Below are 14,577 nucleotides of genomic sequence, written 5' to 3' on the forward strand. Positions count from 1 at the left end.
CCTAGGCCGTCCGCAGGAACCGGTCGAGTACCCGCACACCGAAGTGCAGCGCCTCGACCGGGACCCGTTCGTCGACGCCGTGGAACATGGCCCCGTAGTCGTAGCCCTCCGGCAGCTTCAGCGGTGTGAAGCCGTAGCCGGTGATACCGAGGCGCGAGAACTGCTTGGCGTCCGTGCCGCCGGACATGCAGTACGGCACGACGTGCCCCTCCGGGGCGAACTCCTCGACGGCGGCCCGCATCCGGGCGAACGTCGCCGAGTCCACGGGCGACTCCAGGGCGACCTCGCGGTGGTGGAACTCCCACTCCACGTCCGGCCCGGTGAGCCGGTCGAGGGTCTCGCGGAACTCGTCCTCTCCCCCGGGCAGATACCGGCCGTCCACCTGGGCCACGGCCTCCCCGGGGATCACATTGACCTTGTAACCCGCGTTCAGCATCGTCGGGTTGGCGCTGTTGCGTACGGTCGACTCGACGAGCTTCGCGGCCGGGCCCAGCTTCTCGAGCAGCGCGTCGATGTCCGTCAGATCGCTGTCGATGCCGTAGAGCGCGGCGAGTTCGCTGAGCGCAGCGCGTACGGTCGGGGTCGGCCGCAGCGGCCATGTGTGCTCGCCGATCCGGGTGATCGCGGCCGACAGGCGGGTCACCGCGTTGTCCCGGTTCACCTTGGAGCCGTGGCCCGCGAGTCCGCGCGCGGTGAGCTTCAGCCAGGCGGTGCCGCGTTCCCCGGCCGCGATCGGGTAGATCTGCCGTCCGTTGCCGTCGTGGAAGGTGAAGGCGCCCGACTCGCTGACGCCCTCGGTGCAGCCCTCGAACAGGGCGGCGTGTTCGCCTGCGAGGAACCCCGAGCCGTCCTCGGCGCTGGCCTCCTCGTCCGCGGTGAACGCGATGACGACGTCCCGCCGGGGCCGCACGCCCTGCCGGGCCCAGGCGCGCACCACGGCGAGGATCATCGCGTCCATGTTCTTCATGTCGACGGCGCCGCGCCCCCAGACGACCCCGTCGCGGACCTCCCCGGAGAACGGGTGCACGCTCCAGTCGGCGGCCTCGGCGGGTACGACGTCCAGATGGCCGTGGAGCAGCAGCGCGCCGGCTCCGGGATCGGTGCCCTCGACCCGGGCGACGACGTTGGTCCGGCCCTTGGTGCGCTCAAGGAGCGTCGGCTCGATCCCGGCCTCGGCGAGCCTTGCGGCGGCGTACTCGGCGGCGGGCCGCTCCTGGCAGTCGCCCCCGCCCCGGTTGGTGGTGTCGATCCGGATCAGGTCGGACGTGAACGTCACGACCTCGTCCAGCGCCTGCCCGTCCACCTGCTCAGCCATACTGCTCCTCCACCGCGGCCGAGACGATCGTGGTGACCGCCTTGAAGGCGCGGATGCCCTCGTACATGGTCCCGCTCGTGTACGCCACCTTCCGCTCCCCGATCCGTTCCACACCCGGCACGACGGTGGCGGCCATCGCCAGGTGCTCCGCGTCGAACTCGACGGCGACGGTGAACGGGCCGCCGTGCACGGGTTCGTGACGCACCGCGAGCGCGGCGGCCTCCTTGGCCGCCGCGCGGATGTCGGCGGCGGTCCGGGCGGGGGTGCGGCACACGGCCGCGTACCGCGACACATGGTCCTTCACCGCGACCTTCAGCGCCTCGGGCGCGTACCCGAGGGCGTCCTCGCAGGCGACGTCGTCCCCGGTGACCAGCACGACCGGCACGCCGAACTCGGCGACGACATGGGCGTTGAGCAGCCCCTCGCTCGCCCGTACGTCGTTCAGCCACACGCCCGTGATCTGGTTCGCGAGGTACGTGTGGGCGAGGACGCCCTCCATGCCGGCGCCCGCGTGGTAGCCGACGAACGCGATGCCGTCGACGTCGCCGTGCTGCACGCCCTCCACCATGGAGAGCGCCTTGTGCCGACCGGTGAGCAGCTGGGCCCGTTCGTCCAACTGCTCCAGCAGCAGATTGCGCATGGTCGCGTGCGCCTCGTTGATGATCACCTCGTCGGCTCCGCCGTCGTGGAAACCACGCACGGCGGCGTTGACGTCGCAGGTGAACAGCGAGCGGCAGCGCTCCCACTGCGCGGCGCCCGGCACGACGTCGTCCGGCCAGGTGACCCCGGTGGCGCCCTCCATGTCGGCGCTGATGAGGATTCTCATGACGAGCCGTCCCGGATGGAGATCTTCATGGTTCGTCACGTTACGCGCTGCGGGCGGAACCGGCTACGACGTCACCAGCGGATCGGCGGATCGGTGAGGAAAGAGGTGAGCCGGTCGGCGAGAAGCCGGTGGTCGCGGGCCGAGTAGTGCCAGTGGCAGCCCGTGTGGTCGAGGCCCGTGTCGTCCAGGCGCCAGTAGCGGACCCGGCGGTCGCCGGCGCCGGTGCGCTCCTTGACCACCTGTTCGACATGCCCGGCGAACGGTCCGGCGCCGACGGCCAGAAGGGTGGTCCCGGGGCCGTAGCGCTTCCGCAGCTTCTGGAGGAAACCGCTGTAGGCGCTCCGGTACGCGGCGGCGAGGCTCTCGTCCGTCCAGGGCTCGCCCGGGTTGATCGGGGTCGAGAAGTCGTTGGTGCCGAGATGGACCACCACAAGGCCGGGCCGCCAGGTGCCCGGGTTCTGCCAGACGTCGCCCGGCACGTTCAGCAGCGCGCGGTCGTAGAAGGTGCGGTAGTTCTCCTCCGGCGAGCCTCCGTTGTAATTGCGCACCATGCCCCGGCCCGAGTACGCGTTGATCTGGTAATCGGCGCGCAGCCGCCGGGCGGTGAGTGCGCCGTAGCTCACGTCCGCGTTCGTGGTGCGCCTGAGCTGCTCGTCGGTGCAGTCGCGGGAGGCCGAGAGGTTGCCGTAGCCCGCCGTGAGGGAGTCCCCGACGAACTCGATCTGGCGGCTCCGCGCGACCGGCCGGGCCAGCACCGCGCCGCCCGGCGCGGCGACGAAGCCGCCGAACGCGCTGGTGCTCCAGGGGGTGTCGTTGCGTTTGACGAGGCGTACGGTGTGCACCCCCTTGCCCAGCCCGTCGACCCAGTGGGTGGTCCTGCCCGGCGTGACGAGGGTCGCGACGGTTGCTCCGTCGACCTGGACGTCGTAGTCGGCGGCCGGATCGTCGAGCACGATGCCGACGCCGGTGCCCCGGATCCGGCCCTCGAAGTACACGCCGGGCCAGCTGTACTGGAGCACGTCCCCGGCGTCCTTGACCCGCCCGGCGGTGTGCGCGCTCGCCGCCGGGGAGTCCTTGTCCGGTGCGGCGGCGGTGGCGACGGCGGACGGGCCGGTCAGCACCATCGCCGCCGCCGGGGCGACCAGCATCCGTAACCAGGGCAGGGTCATGACTGTCCTCCGGAGGCAGAGACAGGTGCACGGACCGGGCGGAATGACCGTACACCGACAAAAACGCCCCCACCAGGCCGTGCCCCGTCCGCTGCCCCTCGGCTCAGGCGACCCGCCCCGCCACCACCCACCTGGAGGGCAGCTCGATGCGTGTGCCGTCGGGGCGGTACTCGGTGGTCTTCAGGGGCATCTCGCCGCTCGCCAGGACCGTGAGGCCCGCCGAGCGCAGATACTCGGGCACGGCCTCGTCGGCGACCTCGCCGGGTGCGAGGCCGTGCCGGAACACCGGCGCGAGCTTGGGCGGCGGACCGTCCGGACCGCTCGCCAGACCCAGCAGCACCGGCTTGGCGGCCCCGGAGAGCTCCACGAGGAGAGCCCGGCCGCGCTCGCCGACCAGCGTCGCGATCCCGTCCACGAGCGTCTGCCGGTCGTCCGGTTCGCACTGGTGCAGTACGCCCCGCATGTAGACGTTGGTGTCGCCGAGCTCCGCGTGCAGGGTCTGTGTCTCGCTCTTCTCGGCGGCGTCCAGCTGCCGGTACACGGCCTGCCCGGCCGGGTCGGCCCGCCGGGCGTGGTCGAGGGCCGCGGCCGACAGATCGGCGCCCACGACCCGCGGGAAGCGGTCGGCGAGGTAGCGGGTCTGGGTGCCGTTGCCGCAGCCGAGGTCCACCATCGGCAGAGCGGGATCGGCCACATGCGGTTCGAACAGGGCGAGGTGCGGGCCGGCGGTCAGGACCGGCTCGGCATCCCAGAACACCGCCCCTGGTTCGGCGGACGCAGCACGCCAGAACCCTTCCCACGCCTCCCGGTACCGACTCGTCACGCTCATGCCCAACTCCCCAGGGTGCGAACGAATCCCGCCATCCGGCGGGCGAGTACGGTGTACCGCGCGGCGCGGGCCGCGACAAGCGTCCGGGGTGTTCTTTCACGGCTCGTTCGAGAGGAGGGCCGAGGCGGATCAGCGCCTGGGCAGCGTCAGTTCGAACCACACGGTCTTGCCCGCCTTGGTGCGGCTGGTGCCCCACTCGCGGGACAGCGTGCTGACGACACGCAGACCGCGCCCGGCATCGTCGAGAGAGCCGCTGCTCAGCAGCGTCGGCAGCTCGTGGTCGTCGTCGTCCACCTCGCACAGCAGGGTGTCGCCGCGGACGAGACGCAGTTCCACGGGGCGTGTGTGGGAGTGCCGTACGGCGTTGGTGACGAGTTCGCTGACCATCAGCTCGGCGGACCCGGCCAGCTTCGCCAGGCCCCAGTCGTGCAGTTGCTCGCGGACCGCCGCGCGGGCCCGGCCGGCCTCGGCCGGGTCGAGGGCGAGCCGCCACTCGGCGACGTCGTCCGGCTCGATGCCGTTCAGCCGGGCCATCAGCAGCGCCACGTCGTCCTTGCGTCCGCCCTGGATGTTGAGGGCGCGGATGATGGTGTCGCAGGCGTCGTCCATGGACGCGGCGGGGTGGGCGGCCGACTCGCAGAGGGTCGCGAGGCCGACGCCGATGTCCTCGCCGCGCACCTCGACCAGGCCGTCGGTGCACATCACCAGCCGGTCGCCGGGCTCCACGCGCATGCGTATCGCCTCGAAGGGCACTCCCCCGACGCCGATCGGCGCTCCCGTGGGCAGGTCCAGCAGTTCGCTGCGCCCGTCGTCGGCCCGGACCAGGACGGGCGGGATGTGCCCGGCGTTGGCGAGGTGCAGCTCGCTCGCGATCGGGTCGTACACGGCGTACAGACAGGTCGCGAGGTAGGTGTCGCCGAGGCGCTGGGCGAGGTCGTCGAGGTTGCGCAGCAGCTGGGCGGGTGGCAGGTCCAGTCCGGCCATGGTCTGCACGGCCGTCCGCAACTGGCCCATCATCGCGGCCGAGTTCAGGCCGTGGCCCATCACGTCGCCGACGACGAACGCGGTACGCCCGCCGGGCAGCTTCACCGCGTCGAACCAGTCGCCGCCGACCCGCCCGAGCAGTGTGCCCGGCAGATAGCGGGTGGCGATGTCGCAGCCCGCCATGCGGGGCGGGATGTGCGGCAGCATGCTGTCCTGGAGCGTCTCGGCGACGTTCTCCTGGAACGTGTACATGCGCGCGTTGTCGAGCACGAGGCCCGCGCGGGCGGCGAGTTCGGCGCCGGTGACGCGGTCCATGTCGTTGAAGACGGGCCGCTCCGGGTGCCGCAGCAGGATCATGAAGCCGAGCACGACATGGCGGGCCTTCAGGGGCACTACCAGCATGGAGCGGCCCGTGATGAGCGGCCGGATGTCGCGCTTCTCGAACTGCGCGGCGATGGCGTGGCCCAGCTCTTCGCTGATGCGCGGCACGAGGACGGGTTCGCCGGTGGTCATGCACTGGAAGAACGGCGTGTGCGCGGGGAACGGCATGGCCTCCCCGACCGGTACGACGTCGTCCCAGCGGCCGGGCTCGTCGGTGTGTTCCACGGCGACCCGGTGCCACATGGTGGTCGTGTCGGGCACACCGTCCGGGAACCCCTCGCCTGCGACGACCTGTTCGCGCAGGTAGGTCCCGGCGACATCGGTGAACCGGGGCACGACAGCCTTGCTGACCTCGATGATCGTGCGGGACAGGTCGAGGGAGGTGCCGATGCGGCCGCTGACCTCGTTGAGGAACTCCAGATGCTCGCGGACGGCCGCGTACTCGAGGTCCTCGCCCTCGTCGCGCAGGTCCTCCGGGACGGGCTCGCCGGCCGCCAGGGCCCGCGCGGCACGTTCCCTGCGCGCCTTGCGCTCGGCGCGCCGGGCCACGCCCCAGTCGGGGGTGACGGGCACCCGGTCGTTCTGGCTGAACTCCAGGATCGGATAACCGAGTTCGAGGACCTGCGCGACGATGCGGGCGCTCTCGCCGACACTCATGCTGGGCAGGATCTCGGGCAGCCGGCGCGCGAGATCCTCCGCCCCGGGGAAGTCCGTGTGCAGCGCGAGGCCGGGCGCTATCCGCTCCCCGTCGTCCGCACGCAGCCCTTCGGCGTCGGCGGCCAGTACGAGCAGCCGCTCGGGTCCGGGCGTCACCAGCGGGTAGGCCCACCACAGGATGTCGACCCGGCCGCCCCCGGACGCGGTGAGCCGGGCTCGGCCCGCCGCCGGGTAGGACAGGCCGCCGTCGAGGGACGATTCGAGGTCGGGCCCGAGGCCGTCGCAGGCGGCGTACGGGGTGGTGTCCTCCTCCTCGGGCAGGGCGCCCGAGACGGGGAGCAGATCGAGGGCCGTGCGGCCGATCGCCTCGTCCTTGGGGACGCCGAACAGGCGCCGCGCGCCCCGGCTCCAGTGGGACACGAGGCCGTCGCGGTCGACCACGACGACGGCCAGGGGGACGCGGCCGGGCTCGTCGGGTTCCGTCGCCGTGCCCTGCTCAGCCTTGTCGGTGCCACGGTCCATGGCCCAGGCCCTCTCTCCCCACGGATCCGCGAGTTCTGTGCCGGCGTCACCACCGTACGGCGCCCGCCGGTCGCGATGTGAGGCAATGCGGGAATTGCTCGCGCGGGCCTCGCACCGGCGTACGACCCCGCGCGCCGGTGCGCCTCAGTCCTCGTGCCCCAGCTGGAGATCCCGCTCGGTGCGGCCGCCTCCGGCCACCTGGAGGACGGTGGCGACGGGCGGGTATCCGGCGGCGATGACGGTGTACTCGCCGGAGGACAGGTCGACGAACCGGAACGTCCCGTCGGGGCCGGTGGTGAGGGTGTCGACGACATTGCCCGCCACGTCCAGCAGGGTCACGCGGGCGTCCTCCACGGGCCGGCCGCCGCCCGCCCGGACGGTGCCGCGCAGGACGGCGCCGCCGGCCAGTTCGATGTCCCGGCGGGTCTCGCGATCGGCCTGGACGGTGACGAGCAGCGCGGCCGGGCGGAAGGCGGGCGCGCCGGCGGCGAGGGTGTACTCCCCGGCGACCAGTTCGGTGATGACGTAGCCGCCTTCCCGGCCGCTGCGGGTGGTGGCCACCACCGCGCCGTGCGCGTTGGTGAGCGTGACGGTGGCGTCCCGCACGGGGGTGCCGTCGGCGGTGACGACGCTGCCGACGAGGTTCCCGGCGCCGCCGAGGACGATGTCCAGTTCGACGGGGCGTTCGCCGACGGTCACGGAGACCGCCTGCGGCTGGTGGCCGCCCGCGGCGGCGATCAGCACATAGGCGCCGGGGCCCGGCGTGGCCAGCGTGTAGCGCCCGTCCTCGCCGCTCGCGCCGCGCCCGGTCTGCTGCCCGGTGACGTCGATGAGCGTGAGCGCCGCGCGGGGCACGACGGTCCCGTCGTGGTGCTGCACCGAACCGCAGACGGGCATTCCGGCCGCGTGCGGTGCGCGCGCCTGCGGGATCGCGGCGTTCCCCGGCGCCGTGTCCGGGTCGGTGGCGGAGGCGTAGTGGGACACCAGTGGTTTCTCCTTGAGGAAGAAGGCGATGACCAGTCCGAGGACGAGCACCGGCACCAGGTAGAGGAAGATCCGCGGCATGGCGTCGGCGTACGCCCGGATGTAGCCGTCGCGCAGTGCCGGAGGCAGCGTGTGCACGAGCTGCGGGGTGATGGACTCGGGCTCGGGCAGCCGGTCGCCCGCGTGTGCGGGCAGGCGCCGGGCCAGCGAGTCGGCGAGCCGGCCGGCGAAGAGGGTGCCGAAGACGGCCGCCCCGACGCTGCCGCCGATCTGCCGGAAGTAGTTGTTGGCGCTGGTGGCGGTCCCGAGGTCGGCCGGGCGCACCGAGTTCTGCACGGCGAGGATCAGGACCGGCATCACCATGCCGATGCCGGCGCCGAGGACGGCCATCCAGATGCTGTAGTGCAGCCGAGGTGTGCCGGCGTCGAGGCGGGAGAGCAGCCACATGCCGGCGACGGAGAGGGCGCCGCCGAGGATCGGGTAGGCCTTGTAGCGGCCGGTGTGGCTGATGAGCTGGCCGACGATGATCGAGGCGCCGACGATGCCGCCCGTCATCGGCAGCATGAGCAGGCCCGACTCGGTGGCGGAGGCCCCGTCGACCATCTGCAGCCAGGTCGGCAGGTAGCTGGCGGCGCCGAACAGTCCGGCTCCGATCACCAGGCCGACGAGACCGGTGACGTTGAAGACGGAGTCCTTGAACAGCCTGAGCGGGATGAGGGGTTCGACGGCGAAGCGCTCGACGACGAGGAAGAGCACGGTCGCCGCGGCCGCTCCGGCGCCGAGGCCGAGGATCATGCGCGAGTCCCAGGCGTACTCGGTGCCGCCCCAACTGGTGAGCAGCACCAGGCAGGTGGAGGCGGCGGTCAGCAGCAGCGCGCCGAGGACGTCCAGCCGGGCCCTGACGGCCGGCTTCGGGAGCTTCAGCGCGACGGCGACGACGGCCAGGGTGACCAGGCCGAAGGGCACGTTGACGTAGAAGCACCAGCGCCAGGAGAGGTGGTCCGTGAAGTAGCCGCCGAGCAGCGGTCCGGCCACGGAGGCGAGGCCGAACGCGGCGCCGATCAGGCCCATGTAGCGGGCGCGCCGCAGGGGCGGCACGATGTCCGCGATGATCGCCTGGACACCGATCATGAGGCCGCCCGCGCCGACGCCCTGGAGGGCGCGGAAGGCGATGAGCTGGTCCATGGTCTGCGCGCGGCCCGCGAGCGCGGAGCCGGCGACGAAGACGACGATGGCGAACTGGAAGACGCCCTTGCGGCCCAGCAGATCGCCGAGCTTGCCGTAGATCGGCAGTCCGACGGTGGCGGTGAGCAGGTAGGCGGTGATCGTCCAGGACATCCGGTCCAGGCCGTGCAGCTCGCCGACGATCTTCGGGAGCGCGGTGGCGACGATCATCTGCTCCAGGGCCGCCAGGAGCAGGGCCGACATGAGGGCGAGGAAGATCAACCGGACCCGGCGGGGGCTCGGTCCGGCGGCCGGGGCCGGTGGCGGGGCGGGGCTGTCGGGTGGCGCCACCGCCGGTTCGTCCTGCGCCAGAGTGATACCGCCCACCTACCGCTCCCCTCGTCGCGCTGCCGCACAATTCCCGCGTAAAAGCGACAACTATGAGCAAGCACGACGAGTTACGGCATGCGGCGGGTCCGCCCGGAGATCACCCGAACCGGTGAGGGGGCACAACGGCCCCCGCGGGTCTGGATCTTGGGGAGGCGGGCTGCTACTTCTCGACCTCGGCGGCGAGCTTGGCGAGCATCGCGTCGTAGATCCGGCCGAGGCCCTTGGGGGCGAAGGTCTTCTCGAAGAAGCCGCCGATGCCGCCGGCGCCGGTCCAGGTGGTGGTCACGACGACCCGGGACTTGCCCTCGCCGGCCGGGGTGACCCGCCAGGTGGTGACCATGGAGGAGTTGCGGTCCTTCTCGACCAGCTCGCCGTCGGTGGGCTCGCCGACCTCCAGGAGGCAGTCCCGCACGCGCTTGCTGGTGGCCTGGAGCTTCCAGTGGACGAGGGTGCCCTCGCCGTCGCCGCCCTCGCGCACCTCGTACTCGCTGAAGTGCTCGGGCAGCAGCTTCTCGCGCGTGCCGCTGTAGTCGGCGAGGGCGTCGAACACCGTCTCCGCGTCCGCCGCGACGATCCGCTCCGTAGTGGCCTCGACCTGCGCCATCAGGTTCCTCCAGGACATGGTTTCTCGGGGGTCGGGGCAAGCCAACCACCCCGCTGCCCGGCCCCCCAAATCGGGGTCCCCGAACCCGGTCGAACACGTTCGTAAAACACCCTCGCACGATCAAGGGAACATGTGTTCTATTCTGTGGGCAGTGCTACCGAGGAGGCGTCATGCGCTGGGAGAACCTCACAACGGACTCCGAACACAGCCGGGCCGACTCCGCGCTGTTCGGCGCGGACGCGGTGACGACCCGCACCATCGACACGCCGGAGTTCGCGGGCATCACCTTCCACGAGATCCGGGCCCGTTCGATCATCAACCGGGTGCCGGCGGTCTCGCGGATGTCGTTCCAGTGGACGGTCAACCCCTATCGCGGCTGCTCGCACGCGTGCGTGTACTGCTTCGCCCGCAAGACGCACAGCTACCTCGACCTCGACACGGGCCTCGGCTTCGACACCCAGATCGTGGTCAAGGTCAACGCGCCCGAGCTGCTGCGCCGGCAGCTCGGCTCGCGGCGCTGGCAGGGCGAGCACATCGCGATGGGCACGAACGTCGACTGCTACCAGCGGGCCGAGGGCCGCTACCGCCTGATGCCGGGCATCATCTCGGCCCTGCGCGATCACGCGAACCCCTTCTCGATCCTGACCAAGGGCACGCTGATCCTGCGCGACCTGGACCTGATCAAACAGTCCGCGGAGGTGACCGACGTCGGCATATCCGTCTCGGTCGGCTTCACCGACCCCGAGCTGTGGCGCACCGTCGAGCCGGGCACGCCCGCGCCGGAGCGGCGCCTGGACGTCGTACGGACCCTGGGCGAGCACGGCATCGGCTGCGGGGTGCTGATGGCGCCGGTGATCCCGTTCCTGGGCGACCGGCCGGCCCAACTGCGGGCCACCGTAAGGGCGATCGCGGCCTCCGGCGCCACGTCCGTCACCCCGCTGGTGCTGCATCTGCGGCCCGGTGCCCGGGAGTGGTTCATGGCCTGGCTGGGCCGGGAGCATCCGTATCTGGTGGCCCGGTACGAGCGGCTGTACGCGGAGGGCTCCTACGCCCCGAAGTGGTACCAGCGCCGGATCACCCGTCAGGTCCACGAGCTGGCGGAGGAGTACGGCATCGGGCCCACGCGCGTGGAGCCGCCGCGCCGGATCCGGACACCCGAACCGGCCGAGCCGCCGACGTCCGAACCCACCCAACTGTCGCTCATTTAGGAGCGTTCGAGCGCAAATCGCGGCCCAATCGGGTCAAGTCTTGCCAGAACACGTTCTTCCGGAGCCGCTTGCCGGGACGAATCGGCGAGGACCGTGAACTCCGCGGTCCGACGCCTCTCCGCCCTGGAAGGACTCCATGAGAACACGCGCAGCCGTGCTGTGCGGCGCTGCCGTCGTGCTGGCCGGGAGCATTGCGGCCGTGCCCGCCGAGGCGAGCGCACCGCACTCCGCGGGAACCTTTCGCACTGCGAAACCCGCCTGGAAGAAGTGCGGCACCACCGACTATCCGATGCTCCAGTGCGCGTCCCTCAAGGTGCCGCTCGACCACGCGAACCCGCGCGGTCCGCAGATCAGCCTCGCGCTGTCCCGCGTCCCGCACACCGCCGAGCGGTTCCAGGGCCCACTGCTGGTCAACCCCGGCGGTCCCGGCGGCGACGGCCTGACACTCGCCGGTTTCGTCGCGACCTCACTGCCCAAGGAGGTCGCGGCCCAGTACGACATCATCGGCTTCGACCCGCGCGGAGTGGGCCAGAGCAGGCCCGCGCTGGACTGCGAGCCCGGCTACTTCGGTCCGGTGCGCCCGGACTCCGTGCCGAGCACGCCCGAGGTGGAGCGGGCCAACCTCGCCCGTGCCAAGTCCTTCGCCGTCGCCTGCACCGAGAAGTACGGGCACCTGCTGCCGCACATCAATACGGTCAGCGCGGCGCACGACATCGAAGCGATCCGGCGGGCACTGGGCGCGCGGAAGATCAACTACTTCGGATACTCGTACGGCACCTATCTGGGCGCGGTCTACGGGAGGCTGTACCCGCAGCACGTCCGGCGCATGGTCCTGGACTCGATCGTCGACCCCACCGATGTCTGGTACACCGCCAACCTCAACCAGGACCACGCCTTCAACGACCGCCACCGCGCCTTCATGGCCTGGGTCGCCAAGCACGACGCGCGGTACCGGCTCGGCACCGACCCGGAGAAGATCGAAGCCACGTGGTACGCGATGCGGGCGGCGCTGGCCAAGAACCCGGCGGACGGCAGGGTGGGCGCCGCGGAGCTGGAGGACACCTTCGTCCCGGGCACCTACTACAACGGCTACTGGCCCTATCTGGCGGAGGCGTTCGCGGCCTATGTGAACCGCAAGACCACCGCCCCGCTGGTCGAGGTGTACAAGAACTTCGGCGCGATCGACGCCGCCGACGACAACAGCTACAGCATCTACACCTCGGTGCAGTGCCGGGACGCGTTCTGGCCGCGTGACTGGCACCAGTGGCGCAAGGACAACTGGGCGGCGTACGAGAAGGCGCCGTTCATGACCTGGAACAACGCCTGGTACAACGCACCGTGCGCGTTCTGGCCGACCGACGGGGCGCGTCCGGTGAGCATCGCCAACGGTCAGCTGCCTCCCGCCCTGCTGTTCCAGGCGACGAACGACGCGGCCACTCCCTACGAGGGCGGCGCCACCGTCCATGACCTGCTGGCGCGCTCCAGCCTGGTGGTCGAGCAGGGCGGCGGCAACCACGGCATCACACTGAGCGGGAACGCCTGCCTGGACAAGTACCTGGCCACGTATCTGTCCGACGGCACCGTCCCGCGCGGTGTCGGCACACGGGACGCGACCTGCGACGCCCTCCCGGACCCGGAGCCGCTGACGTCGAAGACGGCATCGATGTCCGTACGCGGCTCGACACTCCACCGCCTGCTCGGCTTCCGCAGCTGAGCCCCTGTCCCGTCCGCGGGGGCGGGCACTGTCAGACCCGTGGTCCACTATGGCTCCATGAGTCAGCTGACGAGGATTCCCGCCCCCGACGGGGTCGCTGCCGCCGCCCAGTACAGCCACGTCGTCATGGGCACCGGCCGTTTCGTGGCCGTCGCCGGTCAGCTCGCGCTCGACGAGCGGGGCGGGCTGGTCGGCGAGGGCGACCCGGCGGCGCAGGCCCGCCAGGTCTTCGAGAACCTCGGGCGCTGCCTGGCCGCGGCCGGGGCCACCTTCGACGACGTCGTCAAACTCACCTACTTCGTCACGGACATGGCCCATATGGCGGCCATCCGCGCGGCCCGCGCCGAGCACATACCCGACGACCGGCTGCCGGCCGCCTCTGCGGTGCGGGTCGCCGGGCTGGTCCGGCCGGAGTTCCTGATGGAGATCGAGGCGTTCGCCGTGGTGGCGGAGTGAAGGGGCTTCGGATTCGGGAGATGGCGTTCGCCGACTGCGACCGGGTCGCGGAGATCCGCGTACGCGGCTGGCAGAGCGCGTACCGCGGGCTGATCCCGCAGGCGTACCTGGACGGCATGAGCCCCGCCGAGGACGCGGAGCGCCGCCGTACGTATTTCGCGCAGGCCGACGACAGCGTGGTGAACCTGGTCGCCGAGGACGCCGGCGGCGAACTCGTCGGCTGGGCCTGCCACGGACCGTACCGGGACGGTGAAGTCCGTACGGAGGACGCCGAGTTGTACGCCGTCTACGTCCATCCGGAGCACCTGGGACGCGGAGTGGGGCGGGCACTGCTCGTGGAGTCGGCCGAGCGCTGTTCCCGCGCGGGACACGGCCGGCTGCTCCTGTGGGTCCTCAAGGAGAACGGCCGGGCCCGCCGTTTCTACGAACGGGCCGGCTTCGACGCGGACGGAGCCGAGGAGCCCTTCGAGGTGGCGGGCACCACCGTCCCCGAAGTGCGCTACGCGAGACCGCTCCCCCGCTGACCTCACCGCTGCCTGGGAATCCTCCCCAGCGCGCGCACCGCAGCCTCGGCGAGCACCGGATGGGCGAGGGCCTCGTCCAGGACGGGCCTGGCCCGGGCGTCGCCGAGCGTGCCGAGTCCGTCCACACAGGCGAGGGCCACCCGGCGGTAGGGGTCGTGCGGCCGCAGCCGCCGCCGCAGGGTGGTGATCAGCGCGGGCACGGCCTCCGGGGCGCGCAGCTCGACCAAGAGCCGTACGGGGTGGAGGGCGTAGGCGACGCGCAGTTCGTTCGTCGCGAGGGCGGCGGCCGCGCGGGCGGTGCGCGGGTCGCCGAGGCGGGCGAGGGCGTAGGCGGCGGAGGCGCAGCGCGGCGGGTCACGGTGGTTCAGCAGCAGCACCAGAGCCTCGAAGGCCCGCCGGTCCCCCACGAGCCCCAGCCTGAACGCGGCCAGCTCCCTCGCCCACAGCTGCTGCCCGGGCTCGGTCAGCACACCCGCCAGGGCGTCGACGTCATCGGTCGCCACAAGCCGCTCGAACGCGGACCCTGCCCCCGACTCCTGCCGTAAGCGCAGCGTGAGTGATCGCAACTCTTCGTCCATGGATGAGAGGGTAGGGGCGCCGCGAGCTGCGCGGGACGTACATCACAAAGACGAGGGCTGGCGCGCTCGTTACCCGCCAGTTAAGCTCAGACGAGCGAGTTACCCACTCGTATTTCCTCGCGGCGGTCTGGTGACGCGGCCGTCGTGAGAGCAGTCGGTTCGGTGCCTCAGGTACCGCGGTGCGACTCGGCCCCGGGACAGGGCCGGTCCTCCTTTCACCGGGCGTGTGCGCTTGCGGCCCGGCAACACCCGCACTTTCTCACGCACTCGGT

General features: G+C 71.6%; 12 protein-coding genes. 4 read left to right on the plus strand and 8 right to left on the minus strand.

The features are described 5' to 3' along the window. Position 1: 1 nt before the first annotated feature. The 7 genes from ACFT32_RS07500 to ACFT32_RS07530 all read right to left on the minus strand — a co-directional run bounded on the left by ACFT32_RS07500 (position 2) and on the right by ACFT32_RS07530 (position 9,825). Positions 2-1,315 carry a M20/M25/M40 family metallo-hydrolase gene (locus ACFT32_RS07500; RefSeq protein WP_382486778.1) on the minus strand — a complete coding sequence of 438 codons (1,314 nt, stop codon included), beginning with the start codon at positions 1,313-1,315 and terminating at the stop codon, positions 2-4. Then, complete coding sequence (locus ACFT32_RS07505; RefSeq protein WP_382486780.1) at positions 1,308-2,141, minus strand: M55 family metallopeptidase; 834 nt, start codon at positions 2,139-2,141, stop codon at positions 1,308-1,310. Before ACFT32_RS07505 ends, ACFT32_RS07500 begins: the two co-directional genes overlap by 8 nt. A gap of 71 nt (positions 2,142-2,212) precedes the next feature. Next, the gene (locus tag ACFT32_RS07510; protein WP_382486782.1) at positions 2,213-3,310 is read right to left on the minus strand and encodes a GDSL-type esterase/lipase family protein; all 1,098 of its coding nucleotides are present in this window, start codon (positions 3,308-3,310) and stop codon (positions 2,213-2,215) included. A 103-nt stretch (positions 3,311-3,413) separates the two neighbouring features. Next, positions 3,414-4,139, minus strand: coding sequence for a class I SAM-dependent methyltransferase (locus ACFT32_RS07515; RefSeq protein ID WP_382486784.1), 726 nt, complete (start codon positions 4,137-4,139; stop codon positions 3,414-3,416). Positions 4,140-4,268: 129 nt separating this feature from the next. After that, a complete protein-coding gene (locus tag ACFT32_RS07520; RefSeq protein WP_382486786.1) occupies positions 4,269-6,683 on the minus strand; it encodes a SpoIIE family protein phosphatase in 2,415 nt (804 codons plus the stop codon). 144 nt (positions 6,684-6,827) lie between these two features. Further along, on the minus strand, positions 6,828-9,218 hold the full coding sequence (locus tag ACFT32_RS07525) for an MFS transporter (RefSeq protein ID WP_382486788.1): 2,391 nt from the start codon (positions 9,216-9,218) through the stop codon (positions 6,828-6,830). A gap of 163 nt (positions 9,219-9,381) precedes the next feature. Next, entirely contained in the window at positions 9,382-9,825 is a 444-nt protein-coding gene (locus ACFT32_RS07530) for an SRPBCC family protein (protein WP_215117577.1), read from the minus strand. Positions 9,826-9,995: 170 nt separating this feature from the next. On the opposite strand from ACFT32_RS07530, the gene ACFT32_RS07535 reads away from it, so the two are divergent. From ACFT32_RS07535 to ACFT32_RS07550, 4 genes are all read left to right on the plus strand, one after another. Beyond that, positions 9,996-11,033 carry an Rv2578c family radical SAM protein gene (locus ACFT32_RS07535; protein WP_382486789.1) on the plus strand — a complete coding sequence of 346 codons (1,038 nt, stop codon included), beginning with the start codon at positions 9,996-9,998 and terminating at the stop codon, positions 11,031-11,033. Positions 11,034-11,169: 136 nt separating this feature from the next. Continuing rightward, positions 11,170-12,747: an alpha/beta hydrolase gene (locus ACFT32_RS07540; RefSeq protein ID WP_382486791.1), complete on the plus strand. Its 1,578-nt coding sequence runs from the start codon at positions 11,170-11,172 to the stop codon at positions 12,745-12,747. Between the two features lie 57 nt (positions 12,748-12,804). After that, the gene (locus ACFT32_RS07545) at positions 12,805-13,203 is read left to right on the plus strand and encodes a RidA family protein (protein WP_382486793.1); all 399 of its coding nucleotides are present in this window, start codon (positions 12,805-12,807) and stop codon (positions 13,201-13,203) included. Positions 13,204-13,223: 20 nt separating this feature from the next. Next, positions 13,224-13,727 (plus strand): GNAT family N-acetyltransferase, encoded by a 504-nt coding sequence (locus ACFT32_RS07550; protein WP_382486795.1) that lies wholly within the window; start codon positions 13,224-13,226, stop codon positions 13,725-13,727. Positions 13,728-13,729: 2 nt separating this feature from the next. Here ACFT32_RS07550 and ACFT32_RS07555 read toward each other — a convergent pair whose 3' ends face one another. Next, on the minus strand, positions 13,730-14,305 hold the full coding sequence (locus ACFT32_RS07555; RefSeq protein ID WP_382486797.1) for an adenylosuccinate lyase: 576 nt from the start codon (positions 14,303-14,305) through the stop codon (positions 13,730-13,732). Positions 14,306-14,577 lie beyond the last annotated feature (272 nt).

Origin of the sequence: Streptomyces sp. NPDC057002, from assembly GCF_042673825.1 — a bacterium.
Lineage (GTDB): Bacteria > Actinomycetota > Actinomycetes > Streptomycetales > Streptomycetaceae > Streptomyces.

What these genes read in the sequence shown, in the direction of transcription:
- ACFT32_RS07500 (WP_382486778.1), bottom strand. Translation starts at nt 1,315, where the DNA reads ATGGCTGAGCAGGTGGACGGGCAGGCGCTGGACGAGGTCGTGACGTTC.
- ACFT32_RS07505 (WP_382486780.1), bottom strand. Translation starts at nt 2,141, where the DNA reads ATGAGAATCCTCATCAGCGCCGACATGGAGGGCGCCACCGGGGTCACC.
- ACFT32_RS07510 (WP_382486782.1), bottom strand. Translation starts at nt 3,310, where the DNA reads ATGACCCTGCCCTGGTTACGGATGCTGGTCGCCCCGGCGGCGGCGATG.
- ACFT32_RS07515 (WP_382486784.1), bottom strand. Translation starts at nt 4,139, where the DNA reads ATGAGCGTGACGAGTCGGTACCGGGAGGCGTGGGAAGGGTTCTGGCGT.
- ACFT32_RS07520 (WP_382486786.1), bottom strand. Translation starts at nt 6,683, where the DNA reads ATGGACCGTGGCACCGACAAGGCTGAGCAGGGCACGGCGACGGAACCC.
- ACFT32_RS07530 (WP_215117577.1), bottom strand. Translation starts at nt 9,825, where the DNA reads ATGGCGCAGGTCGAGGCCACTACGGAGCGGATCGTCGCGGCGGACGCG.
- ACFT32_RS07535 (WP_382486789.1), top strand. Translation starts at nt 9,996, where the DNA reads ATGCGCTGGGAGAACCTCACAACGGACTCCGAACACAGCCGGGCCGAC.
- ACFT32_RS07540 (WP_382486791.1), top strand. Translation starts at nt 11,170, where the DNA reads ATGAGAACACGCGCAGCCGTGCTGTGCGGCGCTGCCGTCGTGCTGGCC.
- ACFT32_RS07545 (WP_382486793.1), top strand. Translation starts at nt 12,805, where the DNA reads ATGAGTCAGCTGACGAGGATTCCCGCCCCCGACGGGGTCGCTGCCGCC.
- ACFT32_RS07550 (WP_382486795.1), top strand. Translation starts at nt 13,224, where the DNA reads ATGGCGTTCGCCGACTGCGACCGGGTCGCGGAGATCCGCGTACGCGGC.
- ACFT32_RS07555 (WP_382486797.1), bottom strand. Translation starts at nt 14,305, where the DNA reads ATGGACGAAGAGTTGCGATCACTCACGCTGCGCTTACGGCAGGAGTCG.